Annotated in this window: 17 protein-coding genes; 10 read left to right on the top strand and 7 right to left on the bottom strand. The window is 75.7% G+C overall.

The features are described 5' to 3' along the window. Positions 1–840: 840 nt before the first annotated feature. The 3 genes from ACFY07_RS17870 to ACFY07_RS17860 all read right to left on the bottom strand — a co-directional run bounded on the left by ACFY07_RS17870 (position 841) and on the right by ACFY07_RS17860 (position 3,039). A complete protein-coding gene (locus ACFY07_RS17870) occupies positions 841–1,836 on the bottom strand; it encodes a sigma-70 family RNA polymerase sigma factor (RefSeq protein WP_390869526.1) in 996 nt (331 codons plus the stop codon). Between the two features lie 206 nt (positions 1,837–2,042). Next, positions 2,043–2,369: a carboxymuconolactone decarboxylase family protein gene (locus ACFY07_RS17865; RefSeq protein ID WP_390869524.1), complete on the bottom strand. Its 327-nt coding sequence runs from the start codon at positions 2,367–2,369 to the stop codon at positions 2,043–2,045. Positions 2,370–2,640: 271 nt separating this feature from the next. Beyond that, positions 2,641–3,039 (bottom strand): hypothetical protein, encoded by a 399-nt coding sequence (locus ACFY07_RS17860; RefSeq protein ID WP_390869523.1) that lies wholly within the window; start codon positions 3,037–3,039, stop codon positions 2,641–2,643. Positions 3,040–3,426: 387 nt separating this feature from the next. Between ACFY07_RS17860 and ACFY07_RS17855 the strand changes: the two genes are divergently transcribed. Continuing rightward, positions 3,427–3,723, top strand: a complete 297-nt coding sequence (locus tag ACFY07_RS17855; protein WP_390869522.1) for a hypothetical protein — start codon at positions 3,427–3,429, stop codon at positions 3,721–3,723. A gap of 204 nt (positions 3,724–3,927) precedes the next feature. Here the strand turns inward: ACFY07_RS17855 and ACFY07_RS17850 are convergent, their stop codons facing one another. Continuing rightward, positions 3,928–4,101, bottom strand: a complete 174-nt coding sequence (locus ACFY07_RS17850; protein ID WP_230746728.1) for a hypothetical protein — start codon at positions 4,099–4,101, stop codon at positions 3,928–3,930. 226 nt (positions 4,102–4,327) lie between these two features. Beyond that, positions 4,328–4,993, bottom strand: coding sequence for a phosphate signaling complex protein PhoU (gene phoU, locus ACFY07_RS17845; RefSeq protein WP_230746727.1), 666 nt, complete (start codon positions 4,991–4,993; stop codon positions 4,328–4,330). Between the two features lie 350 nt (positions 4,994–5,343). Here phoU and ACFY07_RS17840 point away from each other — a divergent pair, with 350 nt between their 5' ends. Together ACFY07_RS17840 and ACFY07_RS17835 are read left to right on the top strand one after the other, a co-directional pair. Next, positions 5,344–6,729: an ATP-binding protein gene (locus tag ACFY07_RS17840; protein WP_390869519.1), complete on the top strand. Its 1,386-nt coding sequence runs from the start codon at positions 5,344–5,346 to the stop codon at positions 6,727–6,729. Beyond that, positions 6,726–7,418, top strand: a complete 693-nt coding sequence (locus tag ACFY07_RS17835; protein WP_230746723.1) for a response regulator transcription factor — start codon at positions 6,726–6,728, stop codon at positions 7,416–7,418. The genes ACFY07_RS17840 and ACFY07_RS17835 overlap by 4 nt, the downstream gene beginning before the upstream one ends. A 118-nt stretch (positions 7,419–7,536) precedes the next feature. Here ACFY07_RS17835 and ACFY07_RS17830 read toward each other — a convergent pair whose 3' ends face one another. After that, positions 7,537–8,244: a DUF461 domain-containing protein gene (locus tag ACFY07_RS17830; protein ID WP_390869517.1), complete on the bottom strand. Its 708-nt coding sequence runs from the start codon at positions 8,242–8,244 to the stop codon at positions 7,537–7,539. Positions 8,245–8,715: 471 nt separating this feature from the next. On the opposite strand from ACFY07_RS17830, the gene ACFY07_RS17825 reads away from it, so the two are divergent. The 7 genes from ACFY07_RS17825 to ACFY07_RS17795 all read left to right on the top strand — a co-directional run bounded on the left by ACFY07_RS17825 (position 8,716) and on the right by ACFY07_RS17795 (position 16,043). Then, on the top strand, positions 8,716–9,198 hold the full coding sequence (locus ACFY07_RS17825; protein ID WP_014136563.1) for a CarD family transcriptional regulator: 483 nt from the start codon (positions 8,716–8,718) through the stop codon (positions 9,196–9,198). 480 nt (positions 9,199–9,678) lie between these two features. After that, the gene (gene ispD / locus ACFY07_RS17820) at positions 9,679–10,449 is read left to right on the top strand and encodes a 2-C-methyl-D-erythritol 4-phosphate cytidylyltransferase (protein ID WP_390869515.1); all 771 of its coding nucleotides are present in this window, start codon (positions 9,679–9,681) and stop codon (positions 10,447–10,449) included. Next, a complete protein-coding gene (gene ispF, locus ACFY07_RS17815) occupies positions 10,439–10,993 on the top strand; it encodes a 2-C-methyl-D-erythritol 2,4-cyclodiphosphate synthase (protein WP_390869513.1) in 555 nt (184 codons plus the stop codon). The genes ispD and ispF overlap by 11 nt, the downstream gene beginning before the upstream one ends. Positions 10,994–11,149: 156 nt before the next feature. Beyond that, positions 11,150–11,542 (top strand): PPOX class F420-dependent oxidoreductase, encoded by a 393-nt coding sequence (locus tag ACFY07_RS17810; protein WP_230748174.1) that lies wholly within the window; start codon positions 11,150–11,152, stop codon positions 11,540–11,542. Positions 11,543–11,655: 113 nt separating this feature from the next. Next, entirely contained in the window at positions 11,656–13,050 is a 1,395-nt protein-coding gene (gene cysS / locus ACFY07_RS17805; protein WP_390869511.1) for a cysteine--tRNA ligase, read from the top strand. An 89-nt stretch (positions 13,051–13,139) separates the two neighbouring features. Beyond that, complete coding sequence (gene rlmB, locus ACFY07_RS17800; RefSeq protein ID WP_390869509.1) at positions 13,140–14,129, top strand: 23S rRNA (guanosine(2251)-2'-O)-methyltransferase RlmB; 990 nt, start codon at positions 13,140–13,142, stop codon at positions 14,127–14,129. A gap of 144 nt (positions 14,130–14,273) precedes the next feature. After that, positions 14,274–16,043, top strand: coding sequence for a DoxX family membrane protein (locus ACFY07_RS17795; RefSeq protein ID WP_390869507.1), 1,770 nt, complete (start codon positions 14,274–14,276; stop codon positions 16,041–16,043). A gap of 173 nt (positions 16,044–16,216) precedes the next feature. Here the strand turns inward: ACFY07_RS17795 and ACFY07_RS17790 are convergent, their stop codons facing one another. Then, positions 16,217–16,981, bottom strand: coding sequence for an NDP-sugar synthase (locus ACFY07_RS17790; protein ID WP_390869506.1), 765 nt, complete (start codon positions 16,979–16,981; stop codon positions 16,217–16,219). Positions 16,982–17,030 lie beyond the last annotated feature (49 nt).

Raw genomic sequence — 17,030 nt, 5'->3', positions numbered from 1 at the left:
CGGGCCGTGCCCGGACCCCGGCCGGGCGGCCGGCCCCACGGGCCCGGTGAGCGGGGCCCGGTGAGGGGCGTGCCGTGCGGGGTGGGGAGCGGGCCGTGCCCGGACCCCGGCCGGGCGGCCGGCCCCACGGGCCCGGTGAGCGGGGCCCGGTGAGGGGCGTGCCGTGCGGGGTGGGGAGCGGGCCGGGTCCTGCCGTGCGGCGGTGGGCCCCTCGTCCGTCCTCCCGTCCGGGAGGAGGTGGCCGGCGGTCCCCTCGGCCGAGCAGCACGGTGTCGGCCGCACCGGGCCGGGCGGTCACGGCCCCGCCCGTCTCCTCGCCGACGTACGGGAGGTGCCGCTGCTCCGGGCTCTCCACGACGCCGTCGGCCGCTGCGGACACTCCGGCGGTGGTCTTCCGCATGGCGCGCTCCCTGTGCTTCCCGGGTCTCTCTCGCTCTCACCCGGTCAGACGGGGCGGCGTGCCCGGACTCATCGGCCCCGGCGGAGATCTCCGGGATGTCCCGCGGCGGCCCTGCCCGCCGATGAGTCGCAGGCCGGCGGGGAGTCCCCGCAGGCATGGAGAGTCTTCTGCTTCCCGTGCCCCCGGCCGCCTCCGGCGAAGGCCGGAGCCTGCCGGACCGCCTGGCCGGGCTGCTCGCCGAGCGGCCCGGCGTCCGGCTCGTGGTCTGCGAGGTCGCGTCCCTCACGGCGCCCGGGCCCGCCGACCTCGACCGCCTGGCCCGGCTCGGACTCGTCACCCGGAGGGCCGGCGTCGACCTCGTCCTGCGCGGGTCCGGCCCGCGTCTGCGTCTGCTGCTGGCGCTGACCGGCCTCTCCGGGATGCTGCGGTGCGACGACCCGTCAGGTGCCGCCGGTGCCGGTGGCGGGCAGCCGCATCGGCAGGCCCCACAACGGGAACAGCCGCCCGGTGTCCATGTGGTTGGTCATGGTGCTGATCCGCCCGTCGGTGATCTCCAGCACCGTGATGCCCCACGGGGTCCAGCCGTTCTTGTCCTCGGCGGGCCGGTACTGGGCGAAGGCGGGCGAGCCGTTCGCCTCCACCGCCAGCAGCCGCGACCCGCGACAGCCGCAGCCCGCGCCGAGCCACCACTCGCCCAGCTCCACCGCCCCGCGCACCCACATCTGGTAGGGCGGCATGTTGAGCACGGCGTCCTCGTGCAGGAGCTTCTTCAGGCCGTCGATGTCGAACGCCTCGAAGGCCCGGACGTACCGCGCCAACAGCGCCCGCTGGCTCTCGTCCAGCGGCTCGTACGTGTCGCTCGCCGCGATCCCGCCGCCGGCGGCGAGCGTGGCGCGCGCCCGTTGGAGGGCGCTGTTCACCGAGGCGACGGACGTGTCCAGCAGCTCGGCGGTCTCCGCCGCCGACCAGGCCAGAACCTCCCGCAGGATCAGGATCGCCCGTTGCCTGGCGGGAAGCCTCTGCAGCGCCGTGACGAGCGCCAGCCGGATCGTCTCCCGGCCCACGGCCAGATCGGCCGGATCGCCGCTCAGGACGCGCCGGTCGGGGACCGGCCCCACCCAGACGTTCTCCTCCAGCTGCGTCAGGTCCGGCGCGCACGCCGCCACCGGCGAGGTCAGGTCCATCGGCCGGGCCCGCCGCTGCGCGGCCGGCGCCATGTCCAGGCACACGTTCGTCGCGATCCGGTACAGCCACGTCCGCAGTGCCGAACGCCCCTCGAACCCGGCGTACTTCGACCAGGCCCGGACCAGCGTCTCCTGCACCGCGTCCTCGGCCTCGAATGCGGAGCCGAGCATCCGGTAGCAGTACGCCGTCAGCTCCTTCCGGAACGGCTCGAGCTGTTCGACGGCGGCATCACGATCCTCGACCACAGGCACGGACTCACTCTAGCCACCGGGTCCGACCAAGATCGCCGAATTTTCGCCGGAGACGTCCGCCGCCCGCGGGTGCGGATCGGGCCGTGCCGTGCGGCGTCCCGGTCAGGACACCGGAACGGCCCCGGGGCCGGGCCCGGGGCCGTCGTCGAGGACCGGCCGCTCGGCGGACGGGCGGGCGGCCGCGGCTGCGGAGTCCGACGGGACCCCTAGGCCCGGTGCGGGGCCTCGGTGTCGGCCACGGCGATCGTGATGCCGAGCGCCTTGGCGATGTTGCCCGCCGCCGTCATGACGCGGGCCGTGCCCACGACGGGAGCGATGGCGACGAGGACGTCCTGCAGCTGCTCGGCGGTCAGGCCGGCCTGGATGGCGGGGTTGATGTGGGCGATGTAGGAGATCGGAGGGGCGTCCGACGCGGCGAGGGCCGCGATGCGGGTGAGCATGAACGTCTCCGGGGCCAGCCTGCACCGCTCGACCGAGTCGACCGTCATCGCGGCGAGGGTGTCCAGGACCGGGGTTTCGGATGCTGTGGCCATAACAGGTCGTCTCCTGCTGGTGTCGGAAGGGGAACCGGCATGTGCCGGAATGCATGGGCCCCCTCTGATACGGCGCCCACCGCTCGACCGTAAGTCCCTTCCCCGTGGACCGCCCGTCGAGGGAGCCGTCCGAGCGCGCCGCCGGACCGGCCCGTCGTCCGGGCCCTTCGGGGCCGCCCGACGGCGCTCGGGGGCGGCCGGCGACGGTTCCCCGGAACGGGACGGGCGCTGCGGGGGACGCGGCCGCGTCCCCCGCAGCGCCCGGCTCCGGTCAGGCGCAGGCGAGCTGCCAGGGGCCGTGGGTGCCGGAGACGTAGCTGCCGTTGTCCTCCAGGCCCGCCCGGACGTAGAAGCAGGCGCCCTCGGCGAAGTCCAGGTTGTAGTCGCCGGAGTAGGTGTAGCCGGTGTAGTCGTGGGTGTGCTTGCCGTCGCTGGTGCTGGGCCGGCCCAGGGTCGGCGTCGTGTACTGCACGCGGACGCCGCGGCCGTCCTTGCACAGGTCCATGAAGCGGAAGATGTCGCCGTAGCTGGACCAGCCGACCACGCCGCAGCTGTCGGAGTCGGACGAGGCGTAGTCGTCGATCTCGAACGCGGACGCGGTGTTCGCCGCACCGATCGTCAGCGCCACGGTGGCCGCGGCCGTCACTGCTGTGCGCTTGAACGTGGACATGCTTCTCCCCCGACCGCGAGGGATCGTCGTGGACACGACGCAAAGGGCCCCGCGACCATTGGCCCGGGACTATGCCGGAAGGCAAGATCGCCCGGCAACCCGGGGCGGCGGCGCTCCGGGGGTGCGGGATCCGGGCCCGCGGTGACGGTCGCCCGTCACGGCGGTTCCAGGACCGTGCCGGGGAGGGGGGCGGGGGCCCGAACCGGAGGGGACCACCCGGAGGGGGCCGCGGCGCGGCGGGATCGGGGGATCTCCTCGGGTCCACCCCTCCTGCCCGGCCGCGCGGACCCGCAGGAAGGCCGGCGTTCCCCCGGCCGGGACCCGGTGGCATGATCGCCGGGGCGCGGTCCGGAACCGCGCCCCGTCCCGGAGGGGGATGCGTTCGCCATGGACGCCTTCGACTGGGCCGCCTTCGCGGCCGTCTGGATCATCGTGCTGCCGCTCGCCGTTCCCGCGGTGCTCCGCGAGTGGATGGTCCCCTGGCTGAGGGGCCGCGTCGTGTCGCCGCGGATCTGGGGGACCGGGGACCTGCTCCTCGGACTCGGCCTCACGGCCATGAACGTCCTCGCGCACACCGGCTTCGCCGGCTCGCCCCCCGCCATTCTCGGGGGAGTGGGCACGGCCCTGTGCGGAACCGCCCTCATGGCGTGGGCGCAGTACGCGCGCCGGCCCGGCCGGTCCTGAGCGCACGGCCCGCAGGGCCGTCCCCGGGCGAGGTCCAGCCCCGGTACCGCCCTGAAGCCGTCAGCCGTCAGCCGTCAGCCGTCAGCCGTCAGCCGTCAGCCGCACACCGTCCGGGAAGAAGGGGACGGCGCGGAACGGCCGACGCCGCAGGCCCGGCCCCTGCCGGGGGCCGGGCCTGCGGCGCCGTGGGACCGGGGGCGCGGGTCAGCCGCAGCCCCCGCCGCAGCGGCAGCTGCCGCCCGACTTGCAGCCGCAGGTGCAGCCCGACCCGCAGCCGCACGCGGCGACGACGGGGAGCGGGATGCCGGAGCGGTGGGATGCCGGCGGTTCGAGCGGTGTGGCGTCGGTGGCGGTGGGCTGGGTGGGGGCTTCCTTCATGACGCTGCGGACCCTCCTCGTGAGGCCGTGCCTGGTCACCCATTGAATCCGCGCGCTCGACGGAGCGTCAACGGGCGCGTGGTCGCGGCCTCGTGCGGCGCCCGTGCATCCGCCGCCCCCCGCTGCGGGGTTTGGACCCCGGGCGGGGGGTGCTCCGGGCCCGTCGGCGCCGCGAGCCCGGGCCGGTCCGGGCCGGCCCCCGCTCGCGGCGCACCCCCGGCGTGCGTCAGCGGCCCTCGGGCACGAACTCGTCCGCGTGCTCACCGGTCACCAGGAACACCACGCGCTTGGCGACCGACACGGCGTGGTCGGCGAACCGCTCGTAGTAGCGCCCGCAGAGGGTGACGTCCACCGCGGTCTCGATCCCGTGCTGCCAGCGGTCGTCCAGCAGGTGGGCGAAGAGCTCCCGGTGCAGCTGGTCCATCTCGTCGTCGTCGCGCTCCAGCTCCAGCGCGGCGTCGACGTCCTTGGTGGAGATGACCAGGCCCGCCTTGGCGACGAGACGCTGCGCCAGCTGTCCCATCTCCAGCACGATGCTGTGCAGGTCGGTGGGGACGGCGGACGCCGGGTAGCGCAGCCGGGCGAGCTTGGCGACGTGGCGGGCCAGGTCGCCGGCGCGCTCCAGGTCGGCGCTCATCCGCAGCGAGGTGACCACGATCCGCAGGTCGGTGGCGACCGGCTGCTGCCGGGCCAGCAGGTCGATGGCCCGGTTCTCCAGCCCGTGGTGGAGGGCGTCCACCTTCTCGTCGGCGGCGATCACGCTCTCCGCGAGCGCCAGGTCCGCGTCGAGCAGTGCCGTGGTGGCCCGCCCCATGGCGGAGCCGACCAGGCGGGCCATCTCGACGAGGCCGTCGCCGATCGAGTCGAGCTCCTCGTGGTACGCGTCGCGCATTGTCGTCCTCCCGGCCGCCGCCCCCGCGCGTCGGGGGCGGGCGGAGCAGTCGTGTCGCAGTGGTGGGTGCCGTCCCGTGGACGGACGGGTGCCCGCGTGCCCGTCGGGCGGCCGCGGATGCCGCCGGCGGCGCGGTGCCGAGCCGTCGGCGGGCCGCCGGCCCGAGGCCGGCGTCCCCCCGCCTGCGGCCTTGCGGAGGCGGGTGCAGCCCACAGTGCTCCGTCCGGGCGACCCCCCACCGGTCACGGAGTGAACCACCCGCCACGGGGAGGTGAATTCTCGGCAACCAGTCGCGGATCGGCGCGTCCCGGCCTTGGGGCAGGTCAGCGCCGTGCGCTTACGCTGGCGGCATGGACGTGAACGTGGCCGCCGCCGCCGCCTGCGCCATCGCCGGGCTCGGCGTCGGTCTCACGGCCTCGCTCGCCTTCCGGTGGAGCGAGCGTGAGCAGGCGCGCAGCCGGGCCGGTGCGCCCCCGTACGACTCGCCCCTTCCGTCGGGGGTGGACACCGTGCTCTCGGTGCTCCGCTCCTGCGCCATCGTGCTCGGCGAGGGGGACGACGTCGTCAAGGCGTCCTCCTCCGCCTACGCGATGGGCCTGGTGCGCGGCGGCCGCCTGGCGGTCGACGAGATCCTCCAGCTGGCCCGCACCACCCGCCGGGACGGGGAGATCCGCCAGGTCGACCTCGACCTGCCGAAACCCGGACTGACCCGGCCCGGCGGCGATCCGTTCGCGGTCTCCGTGCGGGTCGCGCCGCTCGGGTCCCGGCTGGTCCTGGTCCTGGCGGAGGACCTCACCGAGGCGCGCCGGATCGAGGCGGTCCGCCGGGACTTCGTCGCCAACGTCAGCCACGAGCTCAAGACCCCGGTGGGGGCGCTGGCGCTGCTCTCGGAGGCGGTGCTGGACGCCAGCGACGACCCGGAGGCGGTGCGCCGCTTCGCGGGCCGGATGCAGATCGAGTCCACCCGGCTGACCAGCCTGGTCCAGGAGATCATCGACCTCTCCCGGGTCCAGGACGACCAGGAGCTGCCCGACCCCGAACCGGTGTCGGTGGACGAGCTGGTCGCCGAGGCCGTGGACCGCTCCCGGCACCAGGCCGCCGCCAAGCACATCACCATGGCCTGCGGCGGCACCGCCGGCCTGTGGCTGCACGGCAACCGCGGCCAGCTGGCCGCCGCGCTGGGCAACCTCGTGGAGAACGCCGTCAACTACAGCACCCCCCGCACCCGGGTCGCGATCGCCGCCCGCACCGTCGCGGGCGTGGACGACAAGGGCTACGCCGACGGCACGGTCCTGGTGGAGCTCTCCGTCAGCGACCAGGGCATCGGCATCTCCGAGAAGGACCGCGAGCGCATCTTCGAGCGCTTCTACCGGGTCGACCCCGCCCGCTCCCGGGCCACCGGGGGCACCGGCCTCGGCCTCTCCATCGTCAAGCACGTCGCGGCCTCGCACGGCGGCACCGTCGCGGTGTGGAGCGTGGAGGGGCAGGGTTCCACCTTCACCCTGCGCCTGCCCGCGGGCGAGCCGCCCGCCGAGTCCGCGGACACCCCCGCCGGGTCCGCGCACACCCCCGGCACCGCGGACACCCCCGGCACCGCGGACACCCCCGGCACCGCGGACACCCCCGGCACCGCGCCCGACGGTGCCCCCGAGACCACTCGTTCCCGCCCCCAGGGCTCCAGGACGGATCAGGAGCCCGCATCCGCATCCCTTCCCGCCCCGGAGGTCCTTCCGTGACCAGAGTGCTCGTCGTCGAGGACGAGGAGTCGTTCAGTGACGCGCTGTCCTACATGCTGCGCAAGGAGGGGTTCGAGGTGGCCGTCGCCGCCACCGGCCCCGACGCCCTGGAGCAGTTCGAGCGCAACGGCGCCGACCTCGTCCTGCTGGACCTGATGCTCCCGGGCCTGCCCGGCACGGAGGTCTGCCGCCAGCTGCGTGTCCGCTCCAGCGTGCCGGTGATCATGGTCACCGCCAAGGACAGCGAGATCGACAAGGTCGTCGGCCTGGAGATAGGCGCCGACGACTACGTCACCAAGCCGTACTCCACCCGCGAGCTCGTCGCGCGCATCCGGGCCGTCCTCCGCCGGCGCGGCGAGGAGGGCGGCCCGGCGGCCGCGGGCGACCCCGGTGCCCTGGAGGCCGGACCGGTCCGCATGGACGTGGACCGGCACGTGGTGACGGTGGACGGCGCCAAGGTCGACCTGCCGCTCAAGGAGTTCGACCTGCTGGAGATGCTGCTGCGCAACGCCGGCCGGGTGCTGACCCGGATGCAGCTGATCGACCGGGTCTGGGGGGCCGACTACGTGGGCGACACCAAGACGCTGGACGTCCACGTCAAGCGGCTGCGGGCGAAGATCGAGCCGGACCCGGGCGCCCCCCGCTACCTCGTGACGGTGCGCGGCCTGGGCTACAAGTTCGAGCCCTGACAGGCCCCCGGCCCTCTCCGCGCGGGCCGGTCCCGCCCGTCCGGCCGGTCCCGTCCGCACACGCCGCGCCCCCGGGAGCATCCTCTGCTCCCGGGGGCGCGGCGTGTGCGGACGGCGGTCAGCCCTGCGGCGAGGCGCTGACGCTGGCCCGCGCGCCGGTCGTCGCGGAGGACTGCGCCTTCGGGGACGTCTTCGGGGAGGCCGAGGCGGGCGCGCCCGCCGTCATGCCGGACGTGGGTGCGCCCGGGGCGCCGCTGCCGGTCGGCAGGGCGGTCGGGGACGCCTTCGCGGTCGGGGCGGCCGGGGTCGCCGGGGCGAAGGAGGCGTACTGGCCGCTGCCGGTGACGACGGCGGCCTGCGTGGTGACGGTGCCGGCCTTGTCGAAGGTGAAGGTCACCCGCGAGTAGCCGCCCTCCTGCACCGAGGCGTCGGCGATCTGCACGGAGGGCTGCTCCGGGCCGCCCAGCAGCACGGAGCCGCCGGCCGGGACGGTGATCTGCCCGATCTTGCCGCCGTCGGGGCCGGTGAGGGCCGCAGTGCCCGCGTCGCCCACGGACACCGACGTCAGCACCTCGGGAGCCGTGCCGGAGTTGCTGATGTTGACGCTCAGGGCCGCCGGCCGGGTCTCCGACTCGGCAGCGCCGCCGCCGGGCGCGGTGACCAGCACGATGTTGTTGAGCCGGAGGTCGTCCCCGAGCGAGGTCGACGCGTTGTCCGGCTTCACCTGCAGCGACTCCGCATCGTTGGAGGCGGCGCAGGAGGACAGGGGGGTGACGGCGAGGGCGACGAGAGCGGCGATGGCGCCGCGTCGAAGGCTGCGGCTCACGGCGGCGGCTTCTCCTTGGACGTGTGCAAGCAGGGCAGGACGGGCTTAGGTTACCGATCCCCTTCTTCCGGTCCTCACGGGGTGGCCCCGTGTCGCGCCGGGGCGCCCGGACGGCGCTGTGAGCCGTGACACACGGCGCGTGCCGTCCGTTCGCGCCGCATGCGCCCGGAGTGCTCCTTTCCGCCCCCGCCTGTGTACGCGCCGTTCACGGGCGGCGCGGCGGCCGTCGGGCCCGCGCTCGGCCCGCGTCGCGCGCGGAACCGGAAGGCAAGATCCATTGAGGGTTCCGATGATGTTTCGCCGGGCTGCCGAACCGCTTCCCACCTGCGGGAAACCCTCCTCGAACAGGGGTCGCAGCACGTGGCGGGCGTGGTTGTCAAGCCCCGAGACCCGCCCTGACCTGCGAAAACGCCCTTCGGATACGGCGGAACACGTGTTATTCTGGAAAACCACGGAAGGGGTATCTGTCACATGACGTTCAAGGTTGGCGACACCGTGGTCTACCCCCATCACGGGGCCGCGCTGATCGAGGCCATCGAAACCCGCCAGATCAAAGGCGTGGACAAGACCTACCTGGTGCTGAAGGTTCAGCAGGGCGACCTGACGCTCCGCGTCCCCGCGGAGAACGCGGAGTTCGTCGGCGTGCGCGACGTGGTCGGCCAGGAGGGCCTGGACCGGGTCTTCGAGGTGCTGCGTGCACCGTACACCGAGGAGCCCACCAACTGGTCCCGCCGCTACAAGGCCAATCTGGAGAAGCTCGCCTCGGGCGACGTTATCAAGGTTGCCGAGGTCGTGCGCGACCTTTGGCGCCGTGAGCGCGAGCGCGGCCTCTCCGCAGGTGAGAAGCGCATGCTGGCCAAGGCCCGCCAGATCCTGGTCAGCGAGCTGGCGCTCGCCGAGAACACCAACGAGGACAAGGCCGAGACGCTCCTCGACGAGGTCCTCGCCTCCTGACACCCGGGACGGCCGACCCCGGCACCGTTCCGCGCACCGCGTGGATGCGGATGTCCGCCGATATCCGCCGCCCGTCGTCTCAGCGCCCGGTCGGCGCACCCGTGCACGGCACGGGCACGCGCCGCACTGCCGGGCGCTGAGACGTACGGCGATGCCCGACTCCCGCTCCACGGCACTCCGCTCACGGCCGCGTCCACGTCCACCCGCAGCCCGTCCGCCGCAGCCGCCGGCACCGCACCGGCCTCGGACGACACACCGACCCCGGACGACGTCCGCTGCGGCGCGGACACGGCACCAAGCGCCTGCCACCGCCTCTCCGTGCCCCGGCCCCCGCACCCCGCCGCAACCCACAGCGCCGCGATCCCGTCCGTCGACGCCCCCGCTCGGCGGCGCACGACCGGACCGTGCTCCCCTGTGCCGAACGGGCCGCCACGGAAGGGGATACTCGCAGGGAGGCGAGTGGGCCCTGTCCGGCACGCCTTGGCCATACCCACATCGCCGAAGGAACGAAACCTGAACGCCGCAGCAGTGGTCCCCGCCGCCGGGCGGGGCGAACGACTGGGCCCCGGGGCCCCCAAGGCCCTGCGCGAACTCGGCGGGGTCCCCCTCCTGGTCCACGCGGTCCGGGCCCTGGCCCGCTCCCGCGCCGTCGGCCTCGTCGTGGTCGCCGCCCCGCCGGACGGCGTCGCCGCGGTGGCCGCGCTCCTGGACGACCACGGGATCCCCGGCAAGGACGTGCGGGTGGTCGCCGGCGGCGCCACCCGGCAGGAGTCGGTCCGCCTCGGCCTCGCCGCCGTCCCCGAGGACGTCGACGTGGTCCTGGTGCACGACGCCGCCCGCCCGCTGGTCCCCGTCGAGGTGGTGGACGCCGTGGTGGACGCCGTGCGCGGCGGTGCCGGGGCGGTCGTCCCGGCGGTGCCGCTCGCCGACACCGTCAAGCGGGTGGCACCGGACCCCTCGGGGGGTCCCGAGGCCGTCCTGGAGACCCCCGACCGCTCCTCGCTGCGCGCGGTGCAGACCCCGCAGGGGTTCCGCCGCGAGGTGCTGGCGGCCGTGCACGCGCGGGCCGCGGCCGAGGAGGCCGCGGGCGGCCCGCCGCCGGCCACCGACGACGCCGGCCTGGTCGAGCGCTTCGGCGGCCCGGTCGTCGCCGTCCCCGGCCACGAGGAGGCCTTCAAGGTCACCCGCCCCCTGGACCTCGTCCTCGCCGAGGCCGTACTCGCCCGACGGAGGGCCACCGATGGCTTCTGAGAACCCCGGCGCGCCCCTCGCCGCCGACCCCGCCGGCGACCGCCCCGCCGCCCCCGCCGCGCCGCTGCTGCCCCGGGTCGGCATCGGCACCGACGTGCACGCCTTCGAGGACGGCCGCCCGCTGCGGGTGGCCGGACTGGACTGGCCGGACGCCGGGCCGGGCCTCGCCGGGCACTCCGACGCGGACGTCGCGGCGCACGCCGCCTGCGACGCGCTCTTCTCCGCCGCCGGGATCGGGGACCTGGGCGCGCACTTCGGCACCGACCGCCCGGAGTGGTCCGGCGCGTCGGGGACGGCGCTGCTCGCCGAGGCGGCCCGCATCGTGCGCGCCGCCGGGTTCGCGATCGGCAACATCGCCGTCCAGGTCGTGGGCGTCCGCCCCAAGATCGGCAAGCGGCGCGACGAGGCGCAGGCGGCGCTCTCCGCCGCCGCCGGCGCCCCGGTCTCCGTCTCCGGCACCACCACCGACGGCCTCGGCCTCACCGGCCGCGGCGAGGGCCTGGCGGCCGTCGCCACCGCGCTGGTGTACCCGGTCGGCCCGTAGGGGCGGGGCGGCGGGCGCGGACGGCGGCCGGTCCCGTGCGAGTGGGGCGGCCGCCCCGGGGCAGGAGCGGGAGCGGTCGCGCCCCCGTACGGCCGGTGCTTGGATGGCAGTGGGGGACCGACCGCAGTCCGTGAGCCGACGAGCAAGGGGTGCCGTGTGTCCGTGCAACTGTCCGACCGGGCCCGGGAACTGCTGGACGCCAGGAGCTTCGCCGTCGTCGCGACCCTGCAGCCCGACGGCAGCCCCCAGCTGTCCGTCGTGTGGGTCAAGCGCGACGGCGACGACGTGCTGTTCTCCACCGTGGAGGGCCGCCGCAAGCACCTCAACATGGCCAGGGACCCCCGGGTCTCCCTGATCGTCAACCCGCCCGAGGCCCCGTACACCTACCTCGAACTGCGCGGCGAGGCGTCCATGACCACCGAGGGCGGCCCCGGGCTGATCAACGAGCTCTCGCACAAGTACACCGGCCAGGACTACGGCAACGACGGCCCCGGCGACGTCCGCGTGGTCGTCCGCATCCGGGCCGCGAAGGCCGTCGAGCACCTCTGAGCACGTCCGGGCGCCCCCGGTGCGCCCCGGCGCCCGGCGCGCCGGGCACCCGCCCCCGCCCCGCGGCGCCGTACGTCGCGGGGCACCGCCGGTTTCCCACTACGCTTGACGCTGTGAGCATTCGCCTGTACGACACCAGCACCCGCCAGGTACGCGACTTCGTCCCCCTCGTGCCGGGGTGCGTCTCGATCTACCTGTGCGGCGCGACCGTGCAGGCCGCCCCGCACATCGGGCACATCCGCTCGGGTCTGAACTTCGACGTGATGCGCCGCTGGTTCGCCCACCGCGGCTACCGGGTGTCCTTCTGCCGGAACGTCACCGACATCGACGACAAGGTCATCGCGAAGGCCCGCGAGCAGGGCCGCCCCTGGTGGGAGATCTCGTACGAGAACGAGCGGGCCTTCGACGACGGGTACACCGCCCTCGGCTGCCTGCCCCCCACGGTCGAGCCGCGCGCCACCGGCCACGTCACCGAGATGGTCGAGATGATGCGCGCCCTCATCGAGCGCGGCCACGCCTACGCCGCCGAGGGCAACGTCTACTTCGACGTGCGCTCCTTCCCCGGCTACCTCTCGCTCTCCAACCAGGAGCTGGACAACCTCCGCCAGCCCGAGGGCGAGGGCGAGACCGGCAAGCGCGACCCCCGCGACTTCGCCCTCTGGAAGGCGGCCAGGCCCGGCGAGCCCAGCTGGGAGACCCCCTGGGGCCGCGGCCGGCCCGGTTGGCACCTGGAGTGCTCGGCGATGGCCCACAAGTACCTGGGCCTCGCCTTCGACATCCACGGCGGCGGCATCGACCTGATCTTCCCGCACCACGAGAACGAGATCGCCCAGTCCCGCGCCTACGGCGACGACTTCGCGAGCTTCTGGGTGCACAACGCCTGGGTCACCATGAGCGGCGAGAAGATGAGCAAGTCGCTCGGCAACTCGGTGCTGGTCTCCGAGATGGTGCAGCGGTGGCGCCCGATCGTGCTCCGCTACTACCTGGCCGCCCCCCACTACCGCTCCACCGTCGAGTACAGCGAGGAGGCGCTGCGCGAGGCCGAGGCCGCCTTCGGGCGCATCGAGGGCTTCGTGCAGCGGGTCGTCGAGCGCTGCGGCGCCGTCGAGCCCGCCGCCGAGGTGCCGCCCGCCTTCGCCGAGGCGATGGACGACGACCTCGGCGTCCCGCAGGCGCTCGCGGTCGTCCACACCACCGTCCGCCAGGGCAACTCCGCCCTCACCGCGGACGACAAGGACAGCGCGGTGGCACGTCTCGCCGAGGTCCGTGCGATGCTCGGAGTACTCGGCCTCGACCCGCTCGACCCGATGTGGGCCGGCACCGGCCGGGGCGACGACCTCCACGGCGTGGTCGACAGCCTGGTGCGCCTGGTCCTGGACCAGCGCCAGGCGGCGCGGGCCCGCAAGGACTACGCCACCGCCGACGCCATCCGCGACCAGCTGGCCCGGGCGGGCCTGGCGGTCGAGGACACGCCGTCCGGCCCGCGCTGGACGGTCAGCAGCCAGTAGCCCCCCGAGGGCGAGGGCGGGCCGCACCGCACGGTGCGGCCCGCACCTCCATGACGAACTTCGTGACGAAGAGGACAGGACGTACAGCCATGGCCGGCAACAGCCAGCGCAGGAACCGCCGCAACCCGGGGTCCAAGAAGGGCGCGAGCGTCGGTACCGGCGGCCACAGCCGGAAGGCGCTCCAGGGCAAGGGCCCCACGCCGCCCGCCGAGGCCCGCAAGGGGCACCCGAAGCAGCGCGCCGCCAACGCCGCGATCAAGCGCGAGCGCGACGCCAAGGCCCGGGCCGGCATGCGCCGGGCCGGGGCCGGGCGCGGCGGGCGCGGCGGTGCGGGTGCCGCCGAGCTCGTCGTCGGCCGCAACCCGGTCGTCGAGGCGCTGCGGGGCGGGGTCCCCGCCACCGCGCTCTACGTGATGCAGTTCATCGACACCGACGACCGGGTGCGGGAGGCCTTCCAGGAGGCCAACGACCGCGGCATCCCGCTGATGGAGGCCCCGCGCCCGCAGCTGGACCAGATGACCGGCGGCCTCAACCACCAGGGCCTGGTCCTCCAGGTCCCGCCGTACGAGTACGCGCACCCCGACGACCTGCTGGACACCGCCGCCGACGCCGGCGAGGACCCGCTGATCGTCGCCCTCGACGGCGTCACCGACCCGCGCAACCTCGGCGCCGTCGTCCGCTCCGCCGCCGCCTTCGGCGGCCACGGCGTGGTCGTGCCCGAGCGGCGCGCCGCCGGGATGACCGCCGGCGCCTGGAAGACCTCGGCCGGCGCCGCCGCCCGCCTCCAGGTCGCCCGTGCCACCAACCTCACCCGCGCCCTGGAGGCCTACCAGAAGGCCGGCGTGACGGTGGTGGGCCTGGCCGCCGACGGGGAGGCCGAGGTCGCCGACCTCGACGCGCTGTCCGGCCCGGTCGTGGTCGTGGTCGGCTCCGAGGGCAAGGGCCTGTCCCGGCTGGTCTCCGAGACCTGCGACCTCACCGTGCGCATCCCCATGCCGGGCGCGACCGAGTCGCTCAACGCCGGCGTGGCCGCCGGCATCGTGCTCTACGAGGCGGCCCGCCTGCGCGCCGCCCGCTGACGGCACACCCCCGCGCCCCCCGCCGCGCCCCGGCGCGCGGCGGGGGGCGCGCCCGTGCCCGGTCCGCCGGGCGTGTTCCGGCCGGATCCGCGCCGGATGCGCTCCCGGGGGTGTCCTAATCCCGTGTCGCTCGGTTAGTGGGGTGTGGACACCAGAACACCTCCCCGCTCCCAGGGGGGACGCTCCGCCGGTATAGGCGAACCGCCCGAGCTGAGCACGATCAAGGTCCCCAGCGACCCGGTGCGGATCGGCGGCTCGCACGTCAGCTTCCGGGTGCGGCTCGGGACGCCGGTCGCCCCGCTGCTCATCGACGCGCCCGCGTACACGCCCTCGTACGACCGGCCCTACGCGCCCCCGTCCTTCGCCGCCGACCCGTTCGCGGCCCCCGCCCCGGCGGGCAGGTCCCTGGCCGGCCCGTACCACGGGGCCCCGTCCCACGAGGGCCGGTCCTACGAGGGCCGGCCCTTCGACGGCCGGTCGCTCACGGGTGACCCGGCGGTCTCCCTCACCGGAGCCGGCGCCGTCCCGCGCCGCAAGGGGAGGGTCACCGCCGTCACCTGGTCCGGTCAGGCCGGCCCCGAGGACACGGGCGCCATCCGCCTGCTCGACACCGCGCGGCTGGTCCCCCAGCCCGCGTCGGCCGAGGACGGCGAGGAGGCCGCCACCCGGGTGCTGCCCCGCATCCCGGCCGCGGGCGGCCCGTACGGCCCCAGCGTCCCCGCGCAGGGCGGCCACCGGACCCGGCCCGGCGGCCCCTCCCGGCCCGGGGCCGTCCCCGCGGCGGGCTGGGCCCCCGGCGGCGACGCGTACCGGCCGCCCGCGGAGGAGGCCTGGGCGCACGCCTCCGGCGACGGGGCCCAGCCCGGCCGGTACCCGGGACGCAAGGTCGACCTGGGCCTGGTGCTGCTGCCGCTGCGCGTCTTCCTCGGCTGCATCTCCGTGTACGCCGGCTTCAGCAAGCTGTGCGACCCCGTCTACTTCGACGGCGGCGACCGCGGCTCGATGATGCGCTGGCTCTCCTCGCTGCACCCGTGGAGCTTCGCCCGGCCCCTGCTGGACCTCGCCATGGCCCACCCGGTCGGTGCCGGGCTCGCGGTGGCGTTCGTCCAGATCGTCGTCGGCGTGCTGTCCGTGCTGGGCCTGTGGCAGCGGGCCGCGGCCGCCGCCGCCACGCTGCTCTCGGCGACGCTGCTGCTCACCGTCAGCTGGCGCACCGTCCCCGTGTACGACGCCCCCCACATCGTCTACCTGGCCGCCTGGAGCCCCCTGCTCATCGCCGGGGCGCCGTTCGGCTCGGTCGACGGCAGGCTGGCGCTGGACGCGTGGCGGCGGCTCGGCCCCGGCGCCCCCGCGCGCCGGATCCGGCAGCGGGTGCTCCGCCGCGGCGCGGTCCTCGCCACGGTGGTCGTCGGCGCCTCCCTCGTCCTGGGCTCGGTGCTCGGCGCCGCCGTGCGCACCGGCGGCGTGTCCACCACCGTCGTGCCGCAGCAGCCGGCCCCGCCCACCGACTACGGCACGCCGACCTGGCCCGCCCGGCCGACCCCGGGGCAGACCGCCCCGCAGGTGCGCCCGCGCAGGGCGCACCCGGCGGACCGCCCTGCGGCCCGGCCGTCCGCCCGCACCCCCGCGTCCCGGCCCTCCGCGCCGCGCCGCACCGCGGGCACCGGCGTCCGGACGCCGCGCACCGCACCCGGCACCGGGAGGACGAGGGGCCAGGGCGGCGGCACCCCGAACCCGCCGAACCCGGCCGGCGGCACCGTCTCCGTCCCCGGCGTCCAGAGCCCGCCCCCGCCCCGTCCGTCCCGCACCGGCGGCGCGGTGATCGGCGGCCTCCTCGGCAGCGACGCCATCGGCGGCGTGCCGGTCCTGGGCATGCCCGGCGAGGGCGCCCCGGCGCCGTCCGGCGTCGCCTGACGCCGGCGTCCCCGGTCCGGCGGCCCCCGGTCTGCGGTCCGCGGGACGCGGCAAGCAGGACGCAGGACGCGGTGCTCGTGCGGCGGCGGCCGCGCCACCCGGGACCGGGGGCGCGGCCGCCGCCGCACGAGCACCGTCCGGCGGCCGGTTCCGGCTGCCGGGCGCCTACCGCCTCAGGAGGTGCGGGACCGGACGGAGGCCAGCTCCCTGGCGGCCTCGGTGAGGTCCTTCGCCGTGTCGATGGCCCGCCAGTAGCAGCCCTGCGGGAGCTGGTAGCCCGCCAGCCGCCGCTCGCGGGCGAGCTGCGGGAAGGTGGTCCGCTCGTGGTCGCCGACGTCCGGCAGCAGGGCGGTGAACCCCGGCGAGAAGACGTACAGGCCCGCGTTGATCAGGAAGGGCGACGGCGGGGCCTCGACGAAGTCCAGGATGTTGCCGAAGCGGTCCGTCTCCACGGCGCCCCACGGGATGCGGGGGCGGGCCAGCGCGAGCGTCGCGAGGGCGGCCCGCTCGTGGTGGAAGGCCGCCATGTCGCGCAGGGAGAACCGGGTCCAGATGTCGCCGTTGGTCGCGTACCAGGGCTCGTCGGGCCGCGGCAGCGCCTTCGCCGCGTACTTCAGGCCGCCGCCGCGCCCCAGCGGCTCCGTCTCCACCACCGTGGTGACGTTGACGGGCAGTTCGGCCTGCTCCAGCCAGTCCTGGAGCACCTCGGCGAGGTGGCCGCAGGAGACGGCGACGTCGGTGACGCCCTCCTCCGCGAGCCACGCGATCTGGTGGCCGATGATCGGGGTGCCCGTGCCCGGGATCTCGACCAGCGGCTTGGGCCGGTCGTCGGTGTACGGGCGCAGCCGGGACCCCTGGCCGCCGGCCAGGATCACGGCCTGGGTGACGGTCGGCGAGCCGGGGTTCGCCGCGGGGGGCTGCGTGAGGTCAGCAGTCATGGGCCAACCCTAGACGCCGCCGCGCGCCGTCCGTGCGCCGACCCGGCCC

Origin of the sequence: Streptomyces sp. NPDC001380, assembly GCF_042895785.1 — a bacterium.
Taxonomy (GTDB): domain Bacteria; phylum Actinomycetota; class Actinomycetes; order Streptomycetales; family Streptomycetaceae; genus Peterkaempfera.
The sequence above is the reverse complement of the archived record's forward strand: the minus strand, read 5'-3'. Positions and strand labels throughout refer to the sequence as shown.

Bases quoted from the DNA above. Each gene is read 5' to 3' on its own strand.
- ACFY07_RS17865 (WP_390869524.1), bottom strand. From the start codon at position 2,369: ATGGCCACAGCATCCGAAACCCCGGTCCTGGACACCCTCGCCGCGATG.
- ACFY07_RS17860 (WP_390869523.1), bottom strand. From the start codon at position 3,039: ATGTCCACGTTCAAGCGCACAGCAGTGACGGCCGCGGCCACCGTGGCG.
- ACFY07_RS17855 (WP_390869522.1), top strand. From the start codon at position 3,427: ATGGACGCCTTCGACTGGGCCGCCTTCGCGGCCGTCTGGATCATCGTG.
- ACFY07_RS17850 (WP_230746728.1), bottom strand. From the start codon at position 4,101: ATGAAGGAAGCCCCCACCCAGCCCACCGCCACCGACGCCACACCGCTC.
- phoU (WP_230746727.1), bottom strand. From the start codon at position 4,993: ATGCGCGACGCGTACCACGAGGAGCTCGACTCGATCGGCGACGGCCTC.
- ACFY07_RS17840 (WP_390869519.1), top strand. From the start codon at position 5,344: ATGGACGTGAACGTGGCCGCCGCCGCCGCCTGCGCCATCGCCGGGCTC.
- ACFY07_RS17825 (WP_014136563.1), top strand. From the start codon at position 8,716: ATGACGTTCAAGGTTGGCGACACCGTGGTCTACCCCCATCACGGGGCC.
- ispF (WP_390869513.1), top strand. From the start codon at position 10,439: ATGGCTTCTGAGAACCCCGGCGCGCCCCTCGCCGCCGACCCCGCCGGC.
- rlmB (WP_390869509.1), top strand. From the start codon at position 13,140: ATGGCCGGCAACAGCCAGCGCAGGAACCGCCGCAACCCGGGGTCCAAG.
- ACFY07_RS17790 (WP_390869506.1), bottom strand. From the start codon at position 16,981: ATGACTGCTGACCTCACGCAGCCCCCCGCGGCGAACCCCGGCTCGCCG.